This window comes from Streptomyces sp. UW30, from assembly GCF_008042075.1.
In the GTDB taxonomy this organism is placed as follows: domain Bacteria; phylum Actinomycetota; class Actinomycetes; order Streptomycetales; family Streptomycetaceae; genus Streptomyces.
Window position 1 is genome coordinate 134,154 of sequence record NZ_RDBN01000053.1, and the last position, 20,652, is coordinate 154,805.

Sequence of the window (20,652 nt, forward strand, 5' to 3'; positions counted from 1 at the left end):
GGCAGCCCAGGAACAGCCGTACGTCCGAGGAGTCCAGGAACAGCCGGATCCAGCGCCAGGTCATGCAACTGATCATCGACCGCAGGCTCCAGGCGGGCGCTCTGCTGCCCACGGAGGCCGAGCTGATGGAGGACCTCGGGGTCAGCCGCAACTCGGTCCGCGAGGCGCTCAAGGCGCTCCAGGCCCTCGACATCCCTCGCACGCAGCGCCGCGACGATGTCCCGATGCCACCGCGCGGTGAGCTCGGGGGACGGGTCGTCCGGGCGGCCGCGCGCCCCGTTCACCCGCCGGAACACCGTCCAGAACGCCGCGAGCAGCTGCGGCACGAGGTCGTTGCCGAGCGAGGCGTACAACAGCTCGTGGAACTCCCGGTCCAGGTCGGGAAAGGCCCGCCCGGACCGCCCCGCCGCCTCCATCCGCGCAACGACCTCCTCCAGCCGGTCCAGCTCCCCGTCGCTCACCGTCGCCGCGACCCGCCGGATCAGCCCCTCCTCCAGCACCTCCCGCACCTGAAGGATCTCGGCGAGAGCCCCCGCGTCATGGTCATGCCGAGCGAGGGTACGAAACGTCAGCCCGTCGATCAGCGGAGTGAGCGAGGCCTGGCCGACATACGTCCCGTAGCCGTGCCGGATCTCCACGATGTCGAGGGCCTGGAGCGCCTTGAGCGCCTCGCGGACCGAGTTGCGGCTGACCCCGAGGTCCTCCATCAGCTCGGCCTCCGTGGGCAGCAGAGCGCCCGCCTGGAGCCTGCGGTCGATGATCAGTTGCATGACCTGGCGCTGGATCCGGCTGTTCCTGGACTCCTCGGACGTACGGCTGTTCCTGGGCTGCCCGGGCATGCGGCGCATGGTACGCGCACCCGGACGTCCCACGTCCCATGTCTCCCGTAAACGCCCCTGACGGGGGGTCAACTCGCGCCATTTCACAGCGCCATTGGTCCGACCTGTGGCAGATGCGCCATTCGTGTGAGATCCCTTGACCGCCCCCATCCCCCCACCTATGGTCGCGCTGACCGTCAGGACGTAGGACGTCGTATCTCCTCGTATCACCCATCGCCGGAGCACACCACCCACCGCTGGAGGAACCGTGCGCGACGTGACCCACGACGTGCCGGCGCTGCACCGCCGGTCGTTCCTGAAGTACACCGGCGCGCTGGGCGCGGCCGCCGCCGTCTCGGCGTCGCTGTCGGCCTGTTCGTCGGGGCCGGAGTCCACGAACGAGACCGGCGGGGGCGGTGGCCAGAACCGGACCCTCACCGCAGTGATCGGCTACGGCAACGACGGCAGCTGGGACCCCACCCAGACGGCGTCAGCCTTCTGCATGGCCGCCAACAACCACATCTACGAGGGCCTCCTCGACACCGACCCGATCTCCCGCGAGCCGTACGCCGCGCTCGCCACCCAGGTGCCGGCCGACCCGAATGCCACGTCCTGGAAGTTCGCCCTGCGCGCGGGCGCGAAGTTCCACGACGGCAAGCCGGTCACCGCCGACGACGTGGTCTTCGTCTTCGACCGGATCCTCGACCCGAAGACCCAGACCCTCGCCAAGGGCTTCTTCGCGAGCTGGCTGAAGGAAGTCCGCAAGATCGACGCGCAGAACGTCGAGCTGGTGCTCAAGTTCCCCTTCCCGGACGGACTTTCCCGGCTCACCCTCGCCAAGATCATGCCGAAGCACGTCTTCTCCCAGCCGGGCGCCTGGGACGACGCCATCAAGGGCAAGGCGGTCGGTTCGGGGCCGTACATGCAGAGCGCGCACCACCCGAAGTCCAACACCACCTTCGAGGCGTTTGCGGACTACAACGGCCCGCGCAGGGCGGCGTTCAAGAAGATGAACTGGCTGACCATCGTGGACGCGGCTCCGCGCGTGGCCAGAATCTCGGGCGCGAGCGCCGGGGCGCAGATCGCGGACAACATCCCGTACGCCAACATCGGGCAGCTGGAGAGCGGCGGGCTGACCGTCGCGGGCGGCGCCGGGATGAACAACCTGTTCCTGATGTTCAACACCAAGCACAAGCCCTTCGACGACGTACGCGTCCGCCAAGCGCTGCGCTACGCCATCGACACCGGCAAGATGATCGAGGTCGCCCTCAAGGGGCACGGGAAGCCGTCGAGCTCCTTCCTCAACGAGGCCAACCCCAGCTACCGCCGCGCCAAGAACGTCTACGACTACGACCCCGACAAGGCGAAGGCGCTGCTGAAGGAGGCCGGGGTCAGCGGGCTGGAGATCGAGATCCTGTCCGTGAACGTGAGCTGGATCGTCGACTGTCTGCCGACCATCAAGTCCTCCTGGGACGCGATCGGCGTCAAGACCACCCTCTCCCCGCAGGAGACGACGGCCGTCTTCACCAAGATGGACCAGAAGCAGGACTACCAGGTTGTCGCCGCCGCCTCGAACCCCAACCAGTTCGGCCTCGACGCCGATCTGATCATGCATTACAACTACGGCCCCGAGAACCTGTGGATGCAGTACACGCGGTGGGCCGACAACTCCGTCGCCAAGGCGCTCTTCAAGGACATGGACCGGGCTACCCAGGAGCCGGACGCCGAGAAGAAGAAGACGATGGTCCAGGAGTACATCGACATCGTCGCCGAGCAGGCCGTCCTCTACCCGGTCGTCCACAACGAGCTGATGACGGCGTGGAACCCGAAGGAGCTCACCGGGATAAGGGCACAGCCGTACCCCGGCATCAACCTCCTCCAGGCCAAGTGGTCGTAGGAGACACTGCGTGGTCACCGTCGTCCGGATCCTGGCCCGCCGAGTCCTGCTGCTCGTGCCGCTGATGCTCGGCATCGTGCTGTTCGTGTTCCTGGTCATGCGGTTCTCGGACGTCGACCCGGCGTCCGCGTTCTTCCAGGGCGCGAACCCGACGCCGCAGCAGCTGCACGACTTCCGCGAGCAGAACGGCCTGCTGGATCCCCTGCCCATCCGCTACGTCGCCTTCGTCGGCGACCTGCTCCACGGCGACATGGGCACCAGCGCCCTGACCCGCGGATCAGTCATCGACCAGGTCATGACCGCGCTGCCGCTCACCATCCAGCTCACCTTCCTGGGGCTCGGCATCGCGGTCGTCCTGTCGCTGGTCGGCGGCGTCACCGCGGCCATCTACCGCGACCGCCTCCCCGACCAGATCATCCGCGTCGTCTCCCTGACCGGGGTCGCCGCGCCCGGCTTCTGGCTGGCGCTGCTGATGATCCAGTACCTCGCCGTCGAACTCGGCTGGTTCCCGACCGGCGGCTACATCAACCCGGCGGACTCCTTCACGGGCTGGCTGAAGACGATGACCCTGCCGGCGCTCGCGCTGTCGCTGCCGGKCGCGGCGCAGCTGACGCGGATCGTGCGGACGTCGGTGGTGGAGGAGCTGGACAAGGACTACGTCCGCACCGCGATCGGCAGCGGGCTGCCGCCGCGGGTGGTGGTGGGGCGCAACGTCCTGAGGAACGCGCTCATCAACCCGCTCACCGTCCTCGGCCTGCGCGTCGGCTATCTGCTGGGCGGCGCGGTCATCATCGAGACGATCTTCTCCCTGCCGGGCATGGGGAAGCTGATGATCGACGCGGTGAAGAACGGTGACCCGGCGGTCGTCCAGGGAGTGGTCATCACCACGGCGATCGGCTTCGTCGTCGTCAACCTCGTCATCGACATCCTGTATCTGCTGGTCAACCCGCGCCTGCGGGAGGCGACGTGACGTTCAACCGCAAGCGCCTGGCCGAGGCGCTGTCCCGGCCCGGCATCCGCCTGCGCGGCTGGCGCAAGCTGCCGACGCTGTCGAAGGTGGCCGTCTGCTTCCTGGCCGTCGTGGTCCTGATGGCCGTGTTCGCCCCGCTGCTCGCCCCGCACGACCCGCTCGACCAGCAGCCGCCCGTCGACGGCACCGGGCATCCGTCCGCCGAGCACTGGATGGGCCAGGACAGCCTCGGCCGGGACATCCTGAGCCGGCTGATGTACGGCGCCCGCTGGTCGCTGGCGATCGGGCTCGGCGCGACCGCGCTCGCGCTCGTCGTCGGCGCCCTGATCGGCGCCGTCGCGGCGACCTCCCGCAAGGCGGTCGACGAGACGCTGATGCGCTGCCTGGACGTGGTGATGGCGTTCCCGGGCATCGCGCTGGCCGCCGTACTGGTCGCCGTCTTCGGCGGCGGCATCACGGTCCTGATCTGCGCGATCGCCTTCCTGTTCACGCCGCCGGTGGCGAGGGTCGTCCGGGCGAACGTCCTCGATCAGTACGGCGAGGACTATGTGACGGCGGAACGGGTCATCGGCGCCCGCACCCCGCACATCGTCATCAGGCACGTGGCGATCAACTGCGCCGCCCCGGTGCTGGTGTTCTGCACCGTGCAGGTGGCGGAGGCGATCGTCTTCGAGGCGTCGCTGTCCTTCATCGGCGCGGGTGTGCGGCCGCCCGACCCCTCCTGGGGCAGCGTCATCGCGGACGGCAAGAACATGGTGCTCACCGGGGGCTGGTGGGCGACCGTCTTCCCCGGACTGCTGATGCTGGTGACGGTGCTCTCGCTGAACATCCTCTCCGAGGGCGTGTCGGACGCATGGGCGGCGCCGTCGGCGCGCGAGGTCGACGTGCAGGACGAGCACGACCGGCTTCAGGCACCGGAGCCGGGCAGCGGTGAGGTGCTCCCGCTGCCGGGGCTCACCCAGGCGGCGGCGCGGCTGCGGTCACGGGCGCGGCCGTTGCCGCGGGGGCAGCAACCGGTGCTCGCCGTCGAGAACCTCGCGATCGGGTTCGAGGACCGCCACGGCGGCGTGGACATCATCGACGGCATCAGCTTCGAGGTGCAGCCCGGCGAGGTGCTGGGCCTGGTCGGCGAGTCGGGCTGCGGCAAGTCACTCACCGCCCTCGCGGTGATGGGTCTGGAACCGAAGGGCGCCCGGATCCGCGGCCATGTCCGCTTCAACCAGCGGCAGTTGGTGGGCGAGCCGATGCGCGTGCGGCGCAAGCTGCTGGGCCACGAGATGGCGATGATCTACCAGGACGCCCTGTCGTCCCTGAACCCGGCGATGACGATCCGCTCACAGCTCAAGCAGGTCGTACGCCGCGGAGGCCGCCGCAGCCCCCACGAACTCCTGACGTTGGTCGGCCTCGACCCCGAACGCACCCTGCGCAGCTATCCGCACGAGCTCTCCGGCGGCCAGCGCCAGCGCGTGCTGATCGCCATGGCCCTGTCCCGGGACCCGAAGCTGATCGTCGCCGACGAGCCGACGACCGCGCTGGACGTCACCGTGCAGGCGCAGATCATAGAGCTGCTGCTCAGGCTGCGCGAGGAGCTCGACTTCGCCCTGATCCTGGTCTCGCACGACCTCGCGCTGATCTCGGCCGTCACCGACCGGGTCGTCGTGATGTACGGCGGCCAGATCGTGGAGACCGGTGTGACCGCCGACCTGGTGGAGGCTCCGGCGCACCACTACACGCGGGGTCTGCTGGGCAGCGTGCTGTCGCTGGAGTCGGCGCAGGAGCGGATGACGCAGATCAAGGGCGTGGTCCCCTCCCCCGCGGACTTCCCGGCGGGCTGCCGTTTCGCGGACCGCTGCCCGCTGGCGAGCGACATGTGCCGCACGACCGCACCCGCACTGCTGGGGACTCCGACGCACACGGCGGCCTGCCATCACCCGGCGATCCTTCTGGCGCCGACGGACCGCTCGGAGAGCGAGGCGGTGACATGAGCGCGAGCGAGATGAACGCGGACGGCCTGGGCGCGGGCGAGGTGACCGTGACCAAGGTGAGCGTGGGCGAGGCGGGCCCGGGCGAGCCGGGCGTGCTCGTGCGGCTGTCCGACGCGCACGTCGTGCACAAGGCACGCAGCGGCGGACTGTTCACCCGGGACAGGGTGTACGCCCTGACCGGCGCCGACCTCACCATCGCGCCCGGCGAGACGGTGGGCGTGGTCGGCGAGTCGGGGTGCGGCAAGTCGACGCTGGCGAAGGTGCTGGTGGGGGTGCAGCGGCCGACGTCGGGGAGCGTGGCCTTCCGGGGGCGCGACCTGTGGGCCATGACGCCGGGCGAGCGCAGGACCGCGGTGGGCGCCGGCACGGGCATGATCTTCCAGGACCCGTCGACGGCGCTGAACCGCCGGCTGCCCGTCCGGCAGATACTGCGGGATCCGCTGGACGTGCACGAGCGGGGGTCGAAACGCCAACGGGAGGAACGCGTACGGGAGTTGATGTCCCTGGTGGGCCTTCCCCGCGCCCTCACCGACGCCCTGCCCGGCCAGCTGTCGGGCGGTCAGCGCCAGCGCGTCGCCATCGCCCGCGCACTGGCCCTGGAACCCGACCTGGTGGTGGCGGACGAGCCGACGAGCGCGCTGGACGTGTCGGTCCGCGCCCAGATCCTGAACCTCCTCCTCGACCTGAAGGAGCGGCTGGGTCTGGCCCTGGTCTTCGTCTCGCACGACATCCAGACGGTACGGCGGATGAGCGACCGCGTGATCACGATGTACCTGGGCCGGATCGTCGAGGAGGCCCCGGCCGCCGACGTCACCGACGGCTCCCGGCACCCGTACACCCGTGCCCTCTTCTCCGCGACCCCCGGCCTGCTGGACCCGATCGACCCGATCCCGCTCGTCGGGCCGGTCCCCTCGGCGACGCGGCCGCCGAGCGGATGCCCCTTCCGGACGAGATGCTGGAAGGCGGACGGGGTATGTGCGCAGGCGATGCCGGACTTCTCGGCCGCGTCGGGCCCCGCGCACCGTTACAGGTGTCACCATCCAGTGGAGGAGGGCGAGGCCACCCGCGACCTCGTACAACAGAGTCACCATTCCAGGGAGCCTTGACCATGATCCCCACCCCGCTCACCGGTGTCGTACCGCCCGTCTGCACGCCCCTGACACCGGAGCGCGAGGTGGACGTCCCCTCACTGCGCAGACTGATCGACCATCTGATGGAGGGCGGGGTGCACGGCCTGTTCGTGCTCGGCTCGACGTCGGAGGTGGCCTACCTGACGGACCGGCAGCGGCAGGTGGTGGTCGAGACCGCCGTGCGGCATGTGGGTGGCCGGCTGCCGGTGCTGGCGGGTGTGATCGACATGACGACGCCGCGGGTCCTGGACCACGTACGGCAGGTCACGCAGGCGGGCGCGGACGCGGTGGTGGCGACAGCGCCCTTCTACGCCCGCACCCACCCCACCGAGATCGCCCACCACTACCGCCTCGTCGCGGCGGCGTCGCCGGTGCCCGTCGTCGCGTACGACCTCCCGGCCTCCGTCCACACCAAACTCCCCGCCCAGGTGATCCTCGACCTCGCCGCCGAGGGTGTCCTCGCGGGGCTGAAGGACTCCAGCGGCGACCTGGCCGGTTTCCGCGAGGTCGTCGTCGGCGCGCGCAACCGGTCCGACGTCACGGGCTTCAGCGTGCTGACGGGCTCCGAGCTCCTCGTCGACGCGGCCCTCGGGATCGGGGCCGACGGGGCGGTGCCGGGGCTTTCCAACGTCGATCCCGCCGGATACGTCCGGCTCGACCGCCTCCACCGCGACGGCGACCGGGAGTCGGCCCGGGCCGAGCAGGAACGCCTGTGCGCGCTGTTCGGCATGGTGACGGTCGGGGATCCGGGGCGGATGGGTGGGAGTTCGTCGGCGCTGGGGGCGTTCAAGGCGGCGCTGTATCTGCGGGGGGTGATCGACTGTCCGGCGACTGCGGAGCCTCAGGTGCCGTTGTCGTCGGAGGAGGTGGAGCGGGTGGGGAAGTTTCTGGCCGGGGCGGGGTTGCTGTAGAGCGTTCTTCGCCCCGGCGGGGGTGTCGGCTAGGTCAGGTCGGACACCGGCAGTCGGCGGAACTCGATCGTCTCGTACGTCCCGCTCGCCCCCGTCTCGTACAGGATCCCGACCCACTGACCGCCCAGCCGCACCAGATCCGAATACGCCGCCCGCTGCTGAGACAGCGTCAGCGCCTTCGTGAAGGTCGCTCCCCCGTCCGTGCTGCGCCACACCGCCATCGACTGGCGGGCGGTGGGAACGGAGGGACCGGAGAAGAGCAACGGGGATGTGGCGCCGGGCAGTTGGAGGACGCTGCCCTCGACGACGGGGACGTCGTTCAGGGAGGGCTGGACGGTGTAGGGGCGGTCGAGGGACTCGCCGCCGTCGCTCGACACACTGTCCAGACGGTTGCCGGCGCTCGTCCCGAGCTGGTCGCGGGAGTTGAAGTAGACCCTGCCGTCGGGGAGTTCGGCGGCGGTGGACTCGTTGGCGTTGCTGTAGCCGTCGTAGGACTCGTCCACGAAGCCCATCTGCCAGGTGAGCCCGCCGTCGTCGCTGTAGATGGCGTGGGCGCCGTAGTACTTGGCCTCCTGCCCGGTGTCGGGCGATCCCGGCGCCGGTGCCGTGGAGTGGTTCGACGGGACGACCAGCCGCCCCGCGTACTTCCCGCGCTGAAGGGCGAGGGCATGCCCGGGTCCGGTCGCGTACCAGCGCCAGTTCGGCGGCTTCACCCGCCCGGTGATGTCGCGCGGGGAGGTGAAGGTGCGCCCGTCGTCGGTGCTGCGCTGCACGAACGCCCGACGACTCTGCTCCGGCGTCACCTCCCCCCGCATGATCTGCGCCTCCGTCACATCCCCGCTGTTGTAGGACGTGACCAGCACGACCGCGCCGGTGAGCGGATCCACCACCGGCGCCGGATTGCCCCGCGTGTCCCCCTCCCCGGCGGCGACCACCGCCACCGGACCCCAGGTGCAGCCGCCGTCGAGGGACCGTCTGAGGACGACATCGATGTCGCCGGTGTCACCCGCCCCGTTGTGCCGCCCCTCGGCGAAGGCCAGCACCGTGCCCCGCGGGGTCGTGATCGTGGCCGGGATGCGGTACGTGTCGTAGCCGCCCTCGCCCGAGCGGTACGGGACGGAGGACGTGCAGCCGGTGTCCGCCGAGGCGGTGCCGGCGGTGGTGAGTGGAGTGGTCAGGAGTACTGCGGTGGCCAGGAGTGTGCGGCTCAGGAGGGTCATCGAGCTCCTTTGACGGAGAGTCAGACATTAACCTGTCCGTCACAGGCTCCCCGGTGTCACCATCCCTGACTCATACGCCACGATGACCAATTGCGCCCTGTCCCGCGCCCCCAGTTTCCCCATGATGCGGCTGACGTGCGTCTTCGCCGTCAGCGGGCTCAGGCCCAACGTCTCGGCGATTTCCGTGTTGTTGAGCCCGTGTGCGACCAGCGTCAGCACTTCTCGTTCACGTTCGGACAGACATTCGGGTCCGCCGGTCGTGGGCGCGGAGGGGCTGCGCAGGAACCGCTCGATCAGCCGTGCGGTCGGCCCGGGCGACAACAGCGCCTCCCCCGCGGCCACCGTGCGGATCGCGTCGAGGAGTTCGGCCGGGCGGGTGTCCTTGACCAGGAACCCGGAGGCGCCGGCGCGCAGCGCGTCCACGATGTTCTCGTCGGTGTCGTAGGTGGTGAGGACCAGCACACGCACCCCGGCCAGGTCCTCGTCGGCCGCGATCAGCCGGGTCCCCTCGATGCCGTCGAGGTCGGGCATGCGGATGTCCATCACGACGAGGTCGGCGCGGGCGCTGCGGGCCAGTTCGGCGGCCTCCCGGCCGGTGGCCGCCTTGCCGACGACCTCCATGTCCGGGGCCGACTCGACGAGCATGGCGAACGCCTCACGTACGAGCGTCTGGTCGTCCGCGAGCAGGACGCGGATCATCACTCTCCCTCCCCGCCGGCCCCGATGGGCAGTACGGCGCTCACCGCGAAGCCGCCCTCGTCGCGCGGTCCGGCGTCGAGTGTGCCACCCACGCTGCGGGCCCGCTCACGCATGCCGACCAGGCCGTAGCCAGGGCCCCCGGCGGGCACGGGGCAGGGGCCGTCGTCGGTGACCGACAGGTGCAGGGCGCCCCGCTCCTCGTACACCTCGACACGTACGGCCGGTTCGGGCCCGGCGTGCCGGACCACGTTCGTCAGCGCTTCCTGCACGATCCGGTACGCGGCCGCCCCGACGGCGGGCGACGCCTGCCGCACCCGTACCGCCGCATCGACCCGGGCTCCGGCGAGCCGCGCCGCCTCCACGAGGTCCGGCACCCCGTCGAGCTCGGGAAGCGGGCCGCGTGCCTCGCCGGCCACGCCCTGTTCGCGCAGCACGTCCAGCGTCGTACGCAATTCGCCGCGCGCGGTGCGGCAGGTCTCGGCGATGTCGTCGAGGGACTTCGCGATCGCCTCTCGGTCCAGCCGCTCGGGGTCGGCGGCCAGTACGTGCGCGGCGACGGAGGTCTGGACGCCGATGAGGGTGATGCTGTGCGCGAGCAGGTCGTGCAGGTCGCGGGCGATGCGCAGACGTTCCTCGGCGACGCGTCGGCGGGCTTCCTCCTCGCGGGTGCGCTCCGCGCGTTCGGCGCGCTCGACGATGGCCGCGACGTGCCGGCGGTGATAGCGGACGGCGATGCCGAGGAGCAGGATGGCGAGCACCCAGCCGTAGATGCGCACCAGGTCGCCGGCCCGCTTGTCCTCGCCGAAGGTGAGCATCACGGTCAGGGAGACGCCGAGGCCCGCGGCACCGACCAGGAGTGTGCGGACGGGGCCCTGGGTGACGGTGACCGCGTACAGCGCGATCAGCGAGGCGGGGACGGGCGCGCCGTGGTTGTTGTCGAGGGCGTGGTAGGGGATGACGAGCGCCACCACGGCGGCGAGCACGAGCAGCGGCCTGCGCCGCCGCCACGCCAGGGGCACATGGGCGGCGAGCAGGAGGGTCCAGCCGAGGGCGTCGGGCCGGCGGCCGTGGTCGGTGAACAGTGCCAGGCACACGGCCAGCGCGGCGGCCGCCWCGGCGAGCAGCGCGTCGTTGCGGGTGCCGTGCGGGGCGGTGCGGGGGTCGCGGTTGACCGCCGCCATGATCCGCTCGCCGAGGCGGGGCCGTATCGCTGTCGTGGTTTCCTGCACGGGCTCATCTTCCGTGAGCGGGGCGCCCCTCCGGGAGGGAGGGGCGCCGGTCGATCAGTGGGCGGCTGCGGTGACCCGCTCCGGTTCCTTCGGCGGTACGGGCTTCTCGGGCTCCCGGGACAGCGCTCCCGGCCACCACATCCTGCGGCGCAGGGCGACGCTGGCGCTGGTCACCAGGTAGGTGCGGACCAGGAAGGTGTCCAGCAGCACGCCGACCGCGATGACGAAGCCGAGCTCGACGAGCTGCAGCATCGGCATGCTGGTGAGCACCGCGAAGGTGGCGGCGAGGACCAGTCCGGCGGAGGCGATGACCCCGCCCGTGGTGCGCAGCGCGGTGAGCGCGGCGGCGACGGGTTCGGCGCCGTTCAGGGACTCCTCGCGCATCCGGTGCATCAGGAAGATGCCGTAGTCGACGCCGAGGGCGACCAGGAACACGAAGGACAGCAGCCCGAGCCCGGGATCGGTGCCCTCGAAGCCGAAGACCGGCCCGAAGACGAGTCCGCCGATGCCGAGCGCCGCGCCCCACACGGCGACCACGGCCGCCACCAGGATCAGCGGCGCGACGAGTGAGCGCAGCAGGGCGACGAGGATCAGCAGCACGGACAGCAGCACGATCGGCACGACGACCAGGCGGTCGCGGGCGTTGGTGTCCTTCAGGTCGAGTTGCTGGGCGCTCGGCCCGCCGACGTAGGAGCCGTCGAGCTTGTCGCGCAGGGCCTCGATGGTGGCGGTCTCCCCGGCGGACTGGGGCGGTGCGGTGGCGAGGACGGAGATCTCGGTCCAGCCGTCTCCGGTACGGCCTTCCTGCGCGCTGTCGACGCCGTCGGTGCCGCGGATCGAAGCGAGCGTCTCGGCGGCGCGGCCCTCCCGCGCGATGACGGTGATGGGCTGGGTGCCGCGCTCGGGGTAGGCCCGGGCGAGGGTCTCCATGGCGGCGACCGCGTCGGGCTTGGAGGTGAAGGAGTCCTCCTGCTTGAGGTTGCCGGGCAGGTTGAGGGTGCCGAGCGCGAGCGCGCCGAGCAGGACGGCGCCGCCCGCGAGGACGGTCAGCGGCCGGCGTCCGGCGGAGCCGCCCATCGCCGTGAACAGGGACCGGCGGGCCTTGGGCGTGCTGCCGTAGCGGGGCACGAGGGGCCAGAACACGCGCCGGCCGAGCAGGACGAGGATCGCGGGCAGCAGCGTCAGCATGGCGAGAAGCGCGCACAGCACGCCGACGGTGCCGAGCGGGCCCATGCCCCGGCTGGAGTTGAGGTCGGCGGCGAGCAGGCACAGCAGTCCGGCGGCGACGGTGCCGGAGGAGGCGAGCACGGCGGGCCCGCAGCCCTTGAGTGCGGCGACCATCGCGTCGTACGGCCGCTCGATGCGCCGCAACTCCTCCCGGTACCGGGAGACGAGCAGCAGCGCGTAGTCGGTGCCCGCCCCGAACACGAGGATCGTCATGATCCCGGAGCTCTGGCCGGACACGGACGTCCCGAACCCTTGGTTGAGCCCGTAGGCGACGCCCATCGACAGATAGTCGGCCATGCCGGCGACGGCGAGCGGTACCAGCCACAGGAACGGGCTGCGGTAGATGAGGATCAGCAGCAGCGCGACGACCGCGGCGGTGGTGTAGAGCAGCGGTCCGTCGAGCGAGTTGTAGACCTCGCTCGCGTCGGTGGCGAGCGCACCCGACCCACCGACGTCGACGCTCAGCCCGTCGTCGCCCCGGGCGACGCCCCTGACGTCGTTGACAAGCCGGTCACGTGCCTTCTCGTCGGTCCCCGGCTCGGTGCTCGCGATCGGGTACATCAGCGTGGTCCCGTCCTGGGACGGGATGCCCCGCGGCGCACCGGTGAGCTTGTGCGCGCCCGCGATCCGCTCGATCTGCCCGGCGGCGGTCGCCCGGTCACCGGCGGTGAGTCCCCCGTCCCGGTGATACACGACGACCATCTCGGTGCTCTCGCCACCGGGCAGCTGTTCCTGGATCCTGGCCACCTGCGTGGAATCGGCACTGGCCGGCAGATAGTCGACGGCCCGGTCACGCTGCACGTCCGCGAGCTTCGACGCGAACGGCGACGCGATCGCGAGCACAACGATCCACAGCCCGAGCACGAGCCACGGCACACCACGCCGCCGCCGTGCACTTGTCCTTACGGCCCCCATGAGACGGGCCCCCTCCGGTCGGATGTCTGGGTCGCTTCCAGACTTCCGGTGGGACGGTGGCCGATCGTCGGACCGAAGAGCGAATTGGGGGCTACTGCCGGGGTCGGCGCGATGACGCGATTACTCCCTGGGGAGTACGGCGGGACGCGGGCCCTGAGTGCCCGTACTCATGCGGCCGGCCGTGTCGGCCGGGAAGGCTTGCCGCATGACCGCCCCCACCGGCCTGCCTCGCTTCCGCGGTGCCAACGTGCCGCCGCCGCCCGTCGGACGCCGCGGGCTGCCCGTCGCCGGGGACATCGCCCTGGCGGTCGGGCTGCTCCTCCTCGACGTCATCGGGGCCGTCGTGGCCTTCCTGCTCGGGATCGGCGTCAGCGGCGACTGGAGGCCGTTCGACCCGGGCGCGGACAACTCCGACGTCACGTTCACGTCCAACTGGCTCTATCTGGGCATCGCCGGCGGCATCGTGCTGCTGACGGCCGCGCTGCTTTACCTGCTCCGCGCCGTCGTCAGCGCCTCCGTGCAGGTGCTCGTCGGCGTGGTCGTGCTGGTCATCGCGTTGAGCGGGGCGCAGGTCGACGAGCGGCGCGAGGATCGCGGGCACGCGTCCGGGTCGGCGCCCGCGGCGCGCCGATGATCGTCGGGGGTTACGAAGGTGTCCGGGCCGCCGCCGCCAGCAGGCGGGTCACGTCGTCCGTGCAGATCGTGAGGGCCGCGCCCACCGTCGCGAGGGCGTCGCGTTCGGCGGGGGTGTAGGGGCCGTCGGCCAGGGCGATGCGGGCTCCCTGGAGGAGGATCGATTCGCGGCCGGCGGGGGCGAGGTGCGGGGCGAGGGGGTCCAGGGCCTCGTGGAGCTCTATGGCCAGCCCGGCGCCGCAGGGCTCGGAGAAGACGCGGCCGGTGTCGGCGGCCAGGGCCTCGACCAGGGCGCCCAGCTGGTCCTCCGTGCAGTCGTCGAAGCCGGCCGCGCGCACGGTGGCCGCGGCGGTCTCCAGGGACGGACGGGCGCAGGTGCCGCCCGCGGCCAGCACCGCGAGGGCGACGGTGTGGACGGCGTCGCGGAGCATCGCGGAGAAGCGGGTGGTGGTCGGATGGTCGAGGACGTCGGTGCCGAAGTGGCGGCGGCAGGCCGCGCACTCCACGACGGGTGCGGTCTCGCCGCGCGGCAGGACCGGCACGCCGAGGAACGTGAAGCGGCGATGGCCGGTCAGCCGCTGGTAGTTGCGGTCGCCCCCGCACCCGGGACAGAAGAACTCGCCATCCCCTATGGCCGACCACGCGGTGCGGGTGCCCAGGATGCGCGCAAGCCTGGCGGCACCGGTTCGTCCCCGTCCTGGCAGCACGTCGCACCTCCGTAACGCCGCGGCAACATCGCCGCGCTTGCGTGATGTTAGCCACATCACGGACGTGGAGTCAGTACCCCGGACGAGACCTTTCCGTGACCTGCACAGGTCAATGGCTGGAAATGAGCGGACCCCGCCCACCGGAATACGGCGGACGGGGCCCGAAAACTCCGGGTACGGCAACACCCTGAAGGGGCGCGGGGAACTGCGCGACCAGCCACGACGGCGCCGCGGCCGACCGACTGCACACAGCCCCCGCGGAGCGAACCGTCAGCGAGCCGCCCGGTTGACGGCCGACACGACCGCCTTCAGCGAGGCACGCGTGGTGTTGGCGTCGATACCGATGCCCCACAGGACCTTGCCGTCGATCGCGCACTCGATGTACGAGGCGGCCTGCGCGGAGGCACCCTCGCTCATCGTGTGCTCCTGGTAGTCCAGCAGCCGGGCGTCCACGCCCACCTTCTGCAGCGCGTCGAAGAAGGCCGAGATCGGACCGTTGCCGGTACCGGCCAGGATCGTGTCGACGCCGTCGACGGTGGCCTCCACCTTCAGCGTGTCCACGCCGTCCGTGTCGGTCGTCGACTGGCCGTTCTTGACCTGGATACGACCCCACGGGTTCTCGGGGTTCGGCAGGTACTCGTCCTGGAAGACGGCCCAGATGTCGGAGCCGGTGATCTCGCCGCCCTCGGCGTCCGTCTTGGCCTGGATCAGCTTCGAGAACTCGATCTGCATCCGGCGCGGCAGGTCCAGCTTGTGGTCGTTCTTCAGGACGTACGCGATACCGCCCTTGCCGGACTGCGAGTTGACGCGGATGACGGCCTCGTAGGAGCGGCCGACGTCCTTCGGGTCGATCGGCAGGTACGGCACCGCCCACTCGATGTCGTCCACGGTGACCCCGCGAGCCGCCGCGTCGGCCTCCATCGCGTCGAAGCCCTTCTTGATGGCGTCCTGGTGGGAGCCGGAGAAGGACGTGTAGACCAGGTCGCCCACGTACGGGTGGCGCGGGTGGACCTCCATCTGGTTGCAGTACTCCCACGTACGACGGATCTCGTCGATGTCGGAGAAGTCGATCTGCGGGTCGACGCCCTGGGAGAAGAGATTCATCCCCAGGGTCACCAGGTCGACGTTGCCGGTGCGCTCGCCCTGCCCGAACAGACAGCCCTCGATGCGGTCGGCGCCGGCCATCAGCGCCAGCTCGGCCGCCGCCACCGCCGTACCGCGGTCGTTGTGCGGGTGGACGGACAGGACCACGTGCTCACGGCGGGACAGGTTGCGGTGCATCCACTCGAAGCGGTCCGCGTGCGTGGACGGCGTCGAACGCTCCACCGTGGCGGGCAGGTTGAGGATGATCTCGCGGCCGGGGCCGGGCTGCCAGACGTCCATGACCGCCTCGCAGACCTCCAGCGCGAAGTCCAGCTCGGTGTCGGTGAAGATCTCCGGGCTGTACTGGTAGCCGAACTCGGTCTCCGGACCCAGCAGCTTCTCGGCGTACTCCACCACCAGGCGGGTGCCGTCCACGGCGATCTGCTTGATGTCGTCCTTGGAGCCGCGGAAGACGACCCGGCGGAAGACGGGGGCCGTGGCGTTGTACAGGTGCACGTTGGCGCGCTTGGCGCCCTTCAGGGACTCCACCGTGCGCTCGATCAGGTCCTCGCGGGCCTGGGTCAGTACGGAGATCGTGACGTCGTCGGGGATGGCCCCGGGCTCCTCGACGATGGAGCGCACGAAGTCGAAGTCCGTCTGGCCCGACGCCGGGAAGCCGACCTCGATCTCCTTGTAGCCCATCTTGACCAGCTGGTCGAACATCCGGCGCTTGCGCTCGGGCGACATCGGGTCGATCAGGGCCTGGTTGCCGTCGCGCAGGTCGGTGGAGAGCCAGCGGGGAGCGGTGGTGACGCGCTGGTCCGGCCAGGTCCGGTCGGCGATGTCGACCTGCTCGTAGCGGCCGTACTTGTGGATCGGCATGGTGCTGGGCTGCTGGCGGTTCGCCATGTCTGCGGGGCTCCTCAGGATGTCCGGAAGGACGGCCGACGACGCAACGCGAAGCTCCGCGGGGAGGGAGTCGACCTGGACTACAGGCCCTCGCCGCGGCAGCTAAGAAGAAGCAGCCCGAAACGCATGATGCGAAGCATGCTAGCCGAGCCACTCCCCGTACGGGGCGCCGTATCAGTATGCGGAACCCGAGGGACGAATAGGGCAAAACGTGCGCCATACCACTTCGTCACGGAGCGTGCGGCTCACAATCCGCATATTTCACCAATCATGGTTGCGACTAGTGACAGCCCCCTAACGCAGTGCAATGGTGCCGCACATGACGACAAACGGGGGCTTCGAGCCCGTCTTCTGCACCGTCGTACCACCCCACGTCCTCGACAAACTGGCCCGGAACGACGACCCCGCACTCTCCGGCCCCGCCCAGCGGACCCTGATGCGAGACAGCGAGCTGCGCGGCCGGCGCCGTGTGACGACCGAGTTCGCCCTCGCGGCCGCCCCGACGGCGAAGGCACCGTCGGACCAGCCGCTGCGCACCATCTACGACGCCGAGCACAAGGCCACCCTGCCCGGCACCAAGGTCCGCGGCGAGGGCCAGGACCCCGGCCAGGACGCCACGGTCAACCGCGCCTACTCCGGCCTCGGCGCCACCTTCGACCTGTTCCTCAAGGCCTACGCCCGCCACTCCATCGACGGCGACGGCCTGCCCCTGGACGCCACCGTCCACTACGACGAGAACTACAACAACGCCTTCTGGAACGGCGAGCAGATGGTGTTCGGCGACGGTGACGGCGAGATCTTCCTCGACTTCACCATCCCGATCGACGTCATCGGCCACGAGCTCACCCACGGCGTCACGCAGTACACGGCCAACCTCACGTACTACGGCCAGCCGGGCGCCCTGAACGAGTCGATGTCGGACGTCTTCGGCTCCCTGATCAAGCAGTACACGCTCGGCCAGACCGCCGCCGAGGCCGACTGGCTGATCGGCGCCGGCCTGCTCGCCCCGAGCGTCACCGGCAAGGCCCTGCGCTCCATGAAGGAGCCGGGTAGCGCGTACGACGACGACGTGCTCGGCAAGGACCCACAGCCCGCGACCATGGACGACTACGTCCGCACCGGCCGGGACAACGGCGGTGTCCACATCAACTCCGGCATCCCCAACCACGCCTTCTACCTCGCCGCCACCGCGCTCGGCGGAAACGCCTGGGAGAAGGCGGGGCAGGTCTGGTACGACGTCCTGACCGGCGGCGAGCTCACGGACCGGGCCATGTTCACCGACTTCGCGGCGCTCACCGTCAAGGCCGCGCGCGAGCGCTTCGGCGACGGCGGCGAGGAGCTCCAGGCCGTTTCGAAGGCGTGGGAGCAGGTCGGGGTGCGGATCCAGTAAGTCCGTACTAGACAGGGACCCATGCGGATTTTGGTACGGCGCACGGGTGGATTCGCGGGCATCGAGCGGCATGCCGAGGTGGACACCTCGGGGCGGCCCGACGCCCAGGAGTGGCAGGCCCTGGCCGAGCACGCGCTCGCGGACGGCCGGGGCACGCCTCCGATCGGGGTTCCGGACGGCTTCAGCTACCAGATCACCGTGGACGGCAGGACGGTGTACTGCTCGGATCCCCGGCTCACCGACGAGCAGCGCAAGCTGATCTCCAGGGTGCTGAAGGAAGGAGCGTAACGGGCAGTTCACGCCGGGGCGTTGACTTCCGTTACCGCCGGTACGGATGATCCGGCGCATGGCGATCGATGAGCGCGGTGCGCAGAGCCCGATACCCCGTTTCCCGGCCGGTTTCCTGTGGGGCGTCTCGACGTCCGCCCACCAGATCGAGGGGGCGGCGGACGAGCGCGAGCGGTCCGTGTGGGACGCCTTCACGGCCGAGCCGGGACGGGTCAAGGACGGCTCCACGGCCGAGGTGGCCTGCGACCACTACCACCGCTACGGCGAGGACGTGGCGCTGCTGGCCGGCCTGGGCGCCGGCGCGTACCGCTTCTCGGTCTCCTGGCCCCGGGTGAACTCCCCCAAGGGCCTCGACTTCTACGACCGTCTGGTGGACGAGCTGTGCGCGGCGGGTGTACGGCCGGTGCCGACGCTCTTCCACTGGGATCTGCCGGTCGCGCTGGACTGGCTGGAGCGGGACACGGCCGCCCGTTTCGCCGAGTACGTGTCGGTGGTCGCCGAGCGGCTGGGCGACCGCGTGAAGAAGTGGATCACCCTCAACGAACCCGCCGAGCACACCCTGCTCGGCCACGCCCTCGGCACCCACGCACCGGGCAGGCGGCTCCTCTTCGACGCCCTCCCGGTCGCCCATCACCAGCTGCTGGCCCACGGCCTCGCCGTACGGGCACTGCGCGCGGCCGGCGCCACGGACATCGGGATCGCCAACTCGCACGGGCCGACCTGGCCGGCGTCAAAGGAGCAGCCGGACCTGGAGGCGGCGGACTTCTACGACCTGCTCCTCAACCGCCTGTTCGCCGACCCCCTGCTCCTGGGCCAGTACCCGGACGGGATCGGCGAGTTGATGCCGGGCGACGTCGGGGCCGATCTGTCGGTGATCGCCGAGCCGATCGACTTCTACGGCATCAACTACTACGCCCCGACCCGCGTGGGCGCCCCGCAGGGCACCGAGATCGAGTTCGGCGGGGTGACCATGCCCGCCGAACTGCCCTTCTCCGTCAGGGAGATCGAGGGCGTGCCGACGACGGACTTCGGCTGGCCGGTCGTACCCGAGGCGCTGACGGAGCTGCTCACCGGTTTCCGTGAGCGCTACGGCGACCGGCTCCCGCCCGTCGTCATCACCGAGAACGGCTGCTCGTACGAGGGCGTCGACGACCAGGAGCGGATCGCCTACCTGGACGGCCACATCCGCGCCCTGCACCGGGCGGTGGAGGCGGGCGTGGACGTGCGCGGGTACTTCGTGTGGTCCCTGCTCGACAACTTCGAGTGGGCCGAGGGGTACGCGCGCCGGTTCGGGCTGGTGCACGTGGACTACGAGACGCAGGAGCGGACGCCCAAGGCGTCGTACGGCTGGCTGCGGGACGTGCTCCGGGCGCAGGGATGACGGTCGATGCCCTTGCCGAGCCCACGAACCGGGTCGGCAGGGGCTGGACCGCCGCGCTCTCGCTCTCCAACGTGGCGATCTGGGTGGGCTGGTACGGCCCGCTGCAGATCCTGCTGGCCCAGCAGGCGGAGGACTTCGCGCCCGGCACCGGGATGTCGAAGGAGACGCTGCTCGCGTGGGTGACCGGCGTGGGCGCGGTCGTGTCGCTGGTGGCGAACCCGTTCTTCGGCGCGCTGTCGGACCGCACCACGGGCCGCTGGGGCCGGCGTACGCCGTGGATCGTGGCGGGTGCGGCGGGCGGCGCGCTGTCGTTGCTGCTGCTCGCCGGTGCGGGCGGGCTGTGGGTGATGGCGGTCGGCTGGTGCCTGGTCCAGCTGACCCTGAACGCGGCCTTCGCGGCGGTGACGGCGGCCGTGCCGGACCGGGTGCCGCGGCTCCAACGGGGTGTCGTGGGCGGCTGGTTGGGGGCGGCGCAGATCCTCGGGGCGGTCGCCGGGACGGGCCTGGCGACCGCGGCGGGCGGGATCGCGGCGGGGTACGTGGCGTGCGCGGTGTTCACGATGGCGGGCGTGTTGCCGTACGTGCTGCGGTACGGGGATCTCCGGCTGCCGGCCACGGACCGGCCGGCCTGGTCCTGGCGCTCGTTCACCCGCGGCTTCTGGCTGAGCCCGCGCCGCTACCCGGACTTCGCCTGGGCCTGGCTGACCCGCTTCCTGATCAACCTCAGCAACGCGCTGGTGATCCTCTACCTGCTGTACTACCTGCGGGACCGCCTCCACCACGACGACCCCGAGCAGGGCGTCCTGATCCTCACCGCGGTGAACAGCGCGACGCTGCTGGCCACGGTCGTGGTCGGCGGTGTCCGGTCGGACCGCTCGGGCCGCCGCAAGCCCTTCGTGAAGTGGTCCGGGGTACTGATGGCGGCGGCCACGGGTCTGCTCGCCGTATGGCAGACCTGGCCGAGCGCGATCGTCGTGGCGGCGCTGCTCGGCCTCGGCCTCGGCGTCTTCATGTCGGTCGACTTCGCCCTGATGACGGACGTCCTGCCGAAGGCCCTCGACCGGGGCAAGGACCTCGGCGTCATCAACGTCGCCAACGCCCTCCCCCAGGTGGCGGCCCCCGCCCTGGCCGCACCGATCGTCACCTACCTGGGCGGATACCGGGTGCTGTACGTGGTGGCGGCGGTTGAGTTGCACCAGCTGAACGGGGTCGAGGTGCCGGACGAGCTGTACGGCCGTACGGATCCTGATCCGTGGGTTC

At 70.8% G+C, this 20,652-nt stretch carries 16 protein-coding genes and 2 pseudogenes; 11 read left to right on the forward strand and 7 right to left on the reverse strand.

All coding sequences use genetic code 11. The features are described from left to right. Window positions 1-62 precede the first annotated feature (62 nt). Window positions 63-128 (forward strand): annotated as a pseudogene (locus tag EAO75_RS48710) (hypothetical protein); the annotation flags it as partial. A gap of 45 nt (window positions 129-173) precedes the next feature. Here the strand turns inward: EAO75_RS48710 and EAO75_RS34770 are convergent. Further along, a pseudogene (locus EAO75_RS34770) lies at window positions 174-848 on the reverse strand (FadR/GntR family transcriptional regulator); the annotation flags it as partial. Between the two features lie 238 nt (window positions 849-1,086). On the opposite strand from EAO75_RS34770, the gene EAO75_RS34775 reads away from it, so the two are divergent. Genes EAO75_RS34775 through EAO75_RS34795 form a run of 5 tightly spaced genes read left to right on the forward strand, consistent with a single transcriptional unit; the run spans window position 1,087 to window position 7,711 of the window. After that, the gene (locus EAO75_RS34775) at window positions 1,087-2,715 is read left to right on the forward strand and encodes an ABC transporter substrate-binding protein (protein WP_147999145.1); all 1,629 of its coding nucleotides are present in this window, start codon (window positions 1,087-1,089) and stop codon (window positions 2,713-2,715) included. Window positions 2,716-2,725: 10 nt separating this feature from the next. Then, a complete protein-coding gene (locus EAO75_RS34780; protein WP_147999146.1) occupies window positions 2,726-3,685 on the forward strand; it encodes an ABC transporter permease in 960 nt (319 codons plus the stop codon). Then, window positions 3,682-5,670 (forward strand): dipeptide/oligopeptide/nickel ABC transporter permease/ATP-binding protein, encoded by a 1,989-nt coding sequence (locus EAO75_RS34785; protein WP_147999147.1) that lies wholly within the window; start codon window positions 3,682-3,684, stop codon window positions 5,668-5,670. Before EAO75_RS34780 ends, EAO75_RS34785 begins: the two co-directional genes overlap by 4 nt. Beyond that, window positions 5,667-6,776: an ABC transporter ATP-binding protein gene (locus tag EAO75_RS34790; protein ID WP_315987566.1), complete on the forward strand. Its 1,110-nt coding sequence runs from the start codon at window positions 5,667-5,669 to the stop codon at window positions 6,774-6,776. Before EAO75_RS34785 ends, EAO75_RS34790 begins: the two co-directional genes overlap by 4 nt. A gap of 2 nt (window positions 6,777-6,778) precedes the next feature. Next, window positions 6,779-7,711 (forward strand): dihydrodipicolinate synthase family protein, encoded by a 933-nt coding sequence (locus EAO75_RS34795; RefSeq protein ID WP_147999148.1) that lies wholly within the window; start codon window positions 6,779-6,781, stop codon window positions 7,709-7,711. Window positions 7,712-7,740: 29 nt separating this feature from the next. On the opposite strand, the gene EAO75_RS34800 is transcribed toward EAO75_RS34795, so the two are convergent. The 4 genes from EAO75_RS34800 to EAO75_RS34815 are packed head-to-tail and all read right to left on the reverse strand — an operon-like array spanning window position 7,741 to window position 13,001. Further along, the gene (locus EAO75_RS34800) at window positions 7,741-8,931 is read right to left on the reverse strand and encodes a sialidase family protein (protein WP_147999149.1); all 1,191 of its coding nucleotides are present in this window, start codon (window positions 8,929-8,931) and stop codon (window positions 7,741-7,743) included. 39 nt (window positions 8,932-8,970) lie between these two features. Beyond that, window positions 8,971-9,630 (reverse strand): response regulator, encoded by a 660-nt coding sequence (locus tag EAO75_RS34805; RefSeq protein ID WP_147999150.1) that lies wholly within the window; start codon window positions 9,628-9,630, stop codon window positions 8,971-8,973. After that, complete coding sequence (locus EAO75_RS34810; protein ID WP_147999151.1) at window positions 9,630-10,859, reverse strand: sensor histidine kinase; 1,230 nt, start codon at window positions 10,857-10,859, stop codon at window positions 9,630-9,632. Before EAO75_RS34810 ends, EAO75_RS34805 begins: the two co-directional genes overlap by 1 nt. Window positions 10,860-10,913: 54 nt before the next feature. Beyond that, window positions 10,914-13,001, reverse strand: coding sequence for an MMPL family transporter (locus tag EAO75_RS34815; RefSeq protein ID WP_147999152.1), 2,088 nt, complete (start codon window positions 12,999-13,001; stop codon window positions 10,914-10,916). 205 nt (window positions 13,002-13,206) lie between these two features. Here EAO75_RS34815 and EAO75_RS34820 point away from each other — a divergent pair, with 205 nt between their 5' ends. Next, a complete protein-coding gene (locus EAO75_RS34820; RefSeq protein WP_147999153.1) occupies window positions 13,207-13,635 on the forward strand; it encodes a DUF6234 family protein in 429 nt (142 codons plus the stop codon). A gap of 10 nt (window positions 13,636-13,645) precedes the next feature. Here EAO75_RS34820 and EAO75_RS34825 read toward each other — a convergent pair whose 3' ends face one another. Further along, window positions 13,646-14,341 carry a TerB family tellurite resistance protein gene (locus EAO75_RS34825; RefSeq protein WP_147999154.1) on the reverse strand — a complete coding sequence of 232 codons (696 nt, stop codon included), beginning with the start codon at window positions 14,339-14,341 and terminating at the stop codon, window positions 13,646-13,648. Between the two features lie 270 nt (window positions 14,342-14,611). After that, window positions 14,612-16,333 (reverse strand): 2-isopropylmalate synthase, encoded by a 1,722-nt coding sequence (gene leuA, locus EAO75_RS34830; protein ID WP_147999155.1) that lies wholly within the window; start codon window positions 16,331-16,333, stop codon window positions 14,612-14,614. A 319-nt stretch (window positions 16,334-16,652) separates the two neighbouring features. Between leuA and EAO75_RS34840 the strand changes: the two genes are divergently transcribed. The 4 genes from EAO75_RS34840 to EAO75_RS34855 form a co-directional block, all read left to right on the forward strand. Next, on the forward strand, window positions 16,653-17,723 hold the full coding sequence (locus EAO75_RS34840; RefSeq protein WP_147999156.1) for a M4 family metallopeptidase: 1,071 nt from the start codon (window positions 16,653-16,655) through the stop codon (window positions 17,721-17,723). Between the two features lie 21 nt (window positions 17,724-17,744). Then, entirely contained in the window at window positions 17,745-18,011 is a 267-nt protein-coding gene (locus EAO75_RS34845) for a protealysin inhibitor emfourin (RefSeq protein ID WP_147999157.1), read from the forward strand. 46 nt (window positions 18,012-18,057) lie between these two features. Next, window positions 18,058-19,392: a GH1 family beta-glucosidase gene (locus tag EAO75_RS34850; RefSeq protein ID WP_147999158.1), complete on the forward strand. Its 1,335-nt coding sequence runs from the start codon at window positions 18,058-18,060 to the stop codon at window positions 19,390-19,392. Then, a partial coding sequence (locus EAO75_RS34855) for an MFS transporter (protein WP_148000458.1) occupies window positions 19,389-20,652 on the forward strand: 1,264 nt, incomplete at its 3' end. The genes EAO75_RS34850 and EAO75_RS34855, both read left to right, overlap by 4 nt.

Bases quoted from the DNA above. Each gene is read 5' to 3' on its own strand.
- EAO75_RS34790 (WP_315987566.1), top strand. From the start codon at position 5,667: ATGAGCGCGAGCGAGATGAACGCGGACGGCCTGGGCGCGGGCGAGGTG.
- EAO75_RS34795 (WP_147999148.1), top strand. From the start codon at position 6,779: ATGATCCCCACCCCGCTCACCGGTGTCGTACCGCCCGTCTGCACGCCC.
- EAO75_RS34800 (WP_147999149.1), bottom strand. From the start codon at position 8,931: ATGACCCTCCTGAGCCGCACACTCCTGGCCACCGCAGTACTCCTGACC.
- EAO75_RS34805 (WP_147999150.1), bottom strand. From the start codon at position 9,630: ATGATCCGCGTCCTGCTCGCGGACGACCAGACGCTCGTACGTGAGGCG.
- EAO75_RS34815 (WP_147999152.1), bottom strand. From the start codon at position 13,001: ATGGGGGCCGTAAGGACAAGTGCACGGCGGCGGCGTGGTGTGCCGTGG.
- EAO75_RS34820 (WP_147999153.1), top strand. From the start codon at position 13,207: ATGACCGCCCCCACCGGCCTGCCTCGCTTCCGCGGTGCCAACGTGCCG.
- leuA (WP_147999155.1), bottom strand. From the start codon at position 16,333: ATGGCGAACCGCCAGCAGCCCAGCACCATGCCGATCCACAAGTACGGC.
- EAO75_RS34840 (WP_147999156.1), top strand. From the start codon at position 16,653: ATGACGACAAACGGGGGCTTCGAGCCCGTCTTCTGCACCGTCGTACCA.
- EAO75_RS34845 (WP_147999157.1), top strand. From the start codon at position 17,745: ATGCGGATTTTGGTACGGCGCACGGGTGGATTCGCGGGCATCGAGCGG.
- EAO75_RS34850 (WP_147999158.1), top strand. From the start codon at position 18,058: ATGATCCGGCGCATGGCGATCGATGAGCGCGGTGCGCAGAGCCCGATA.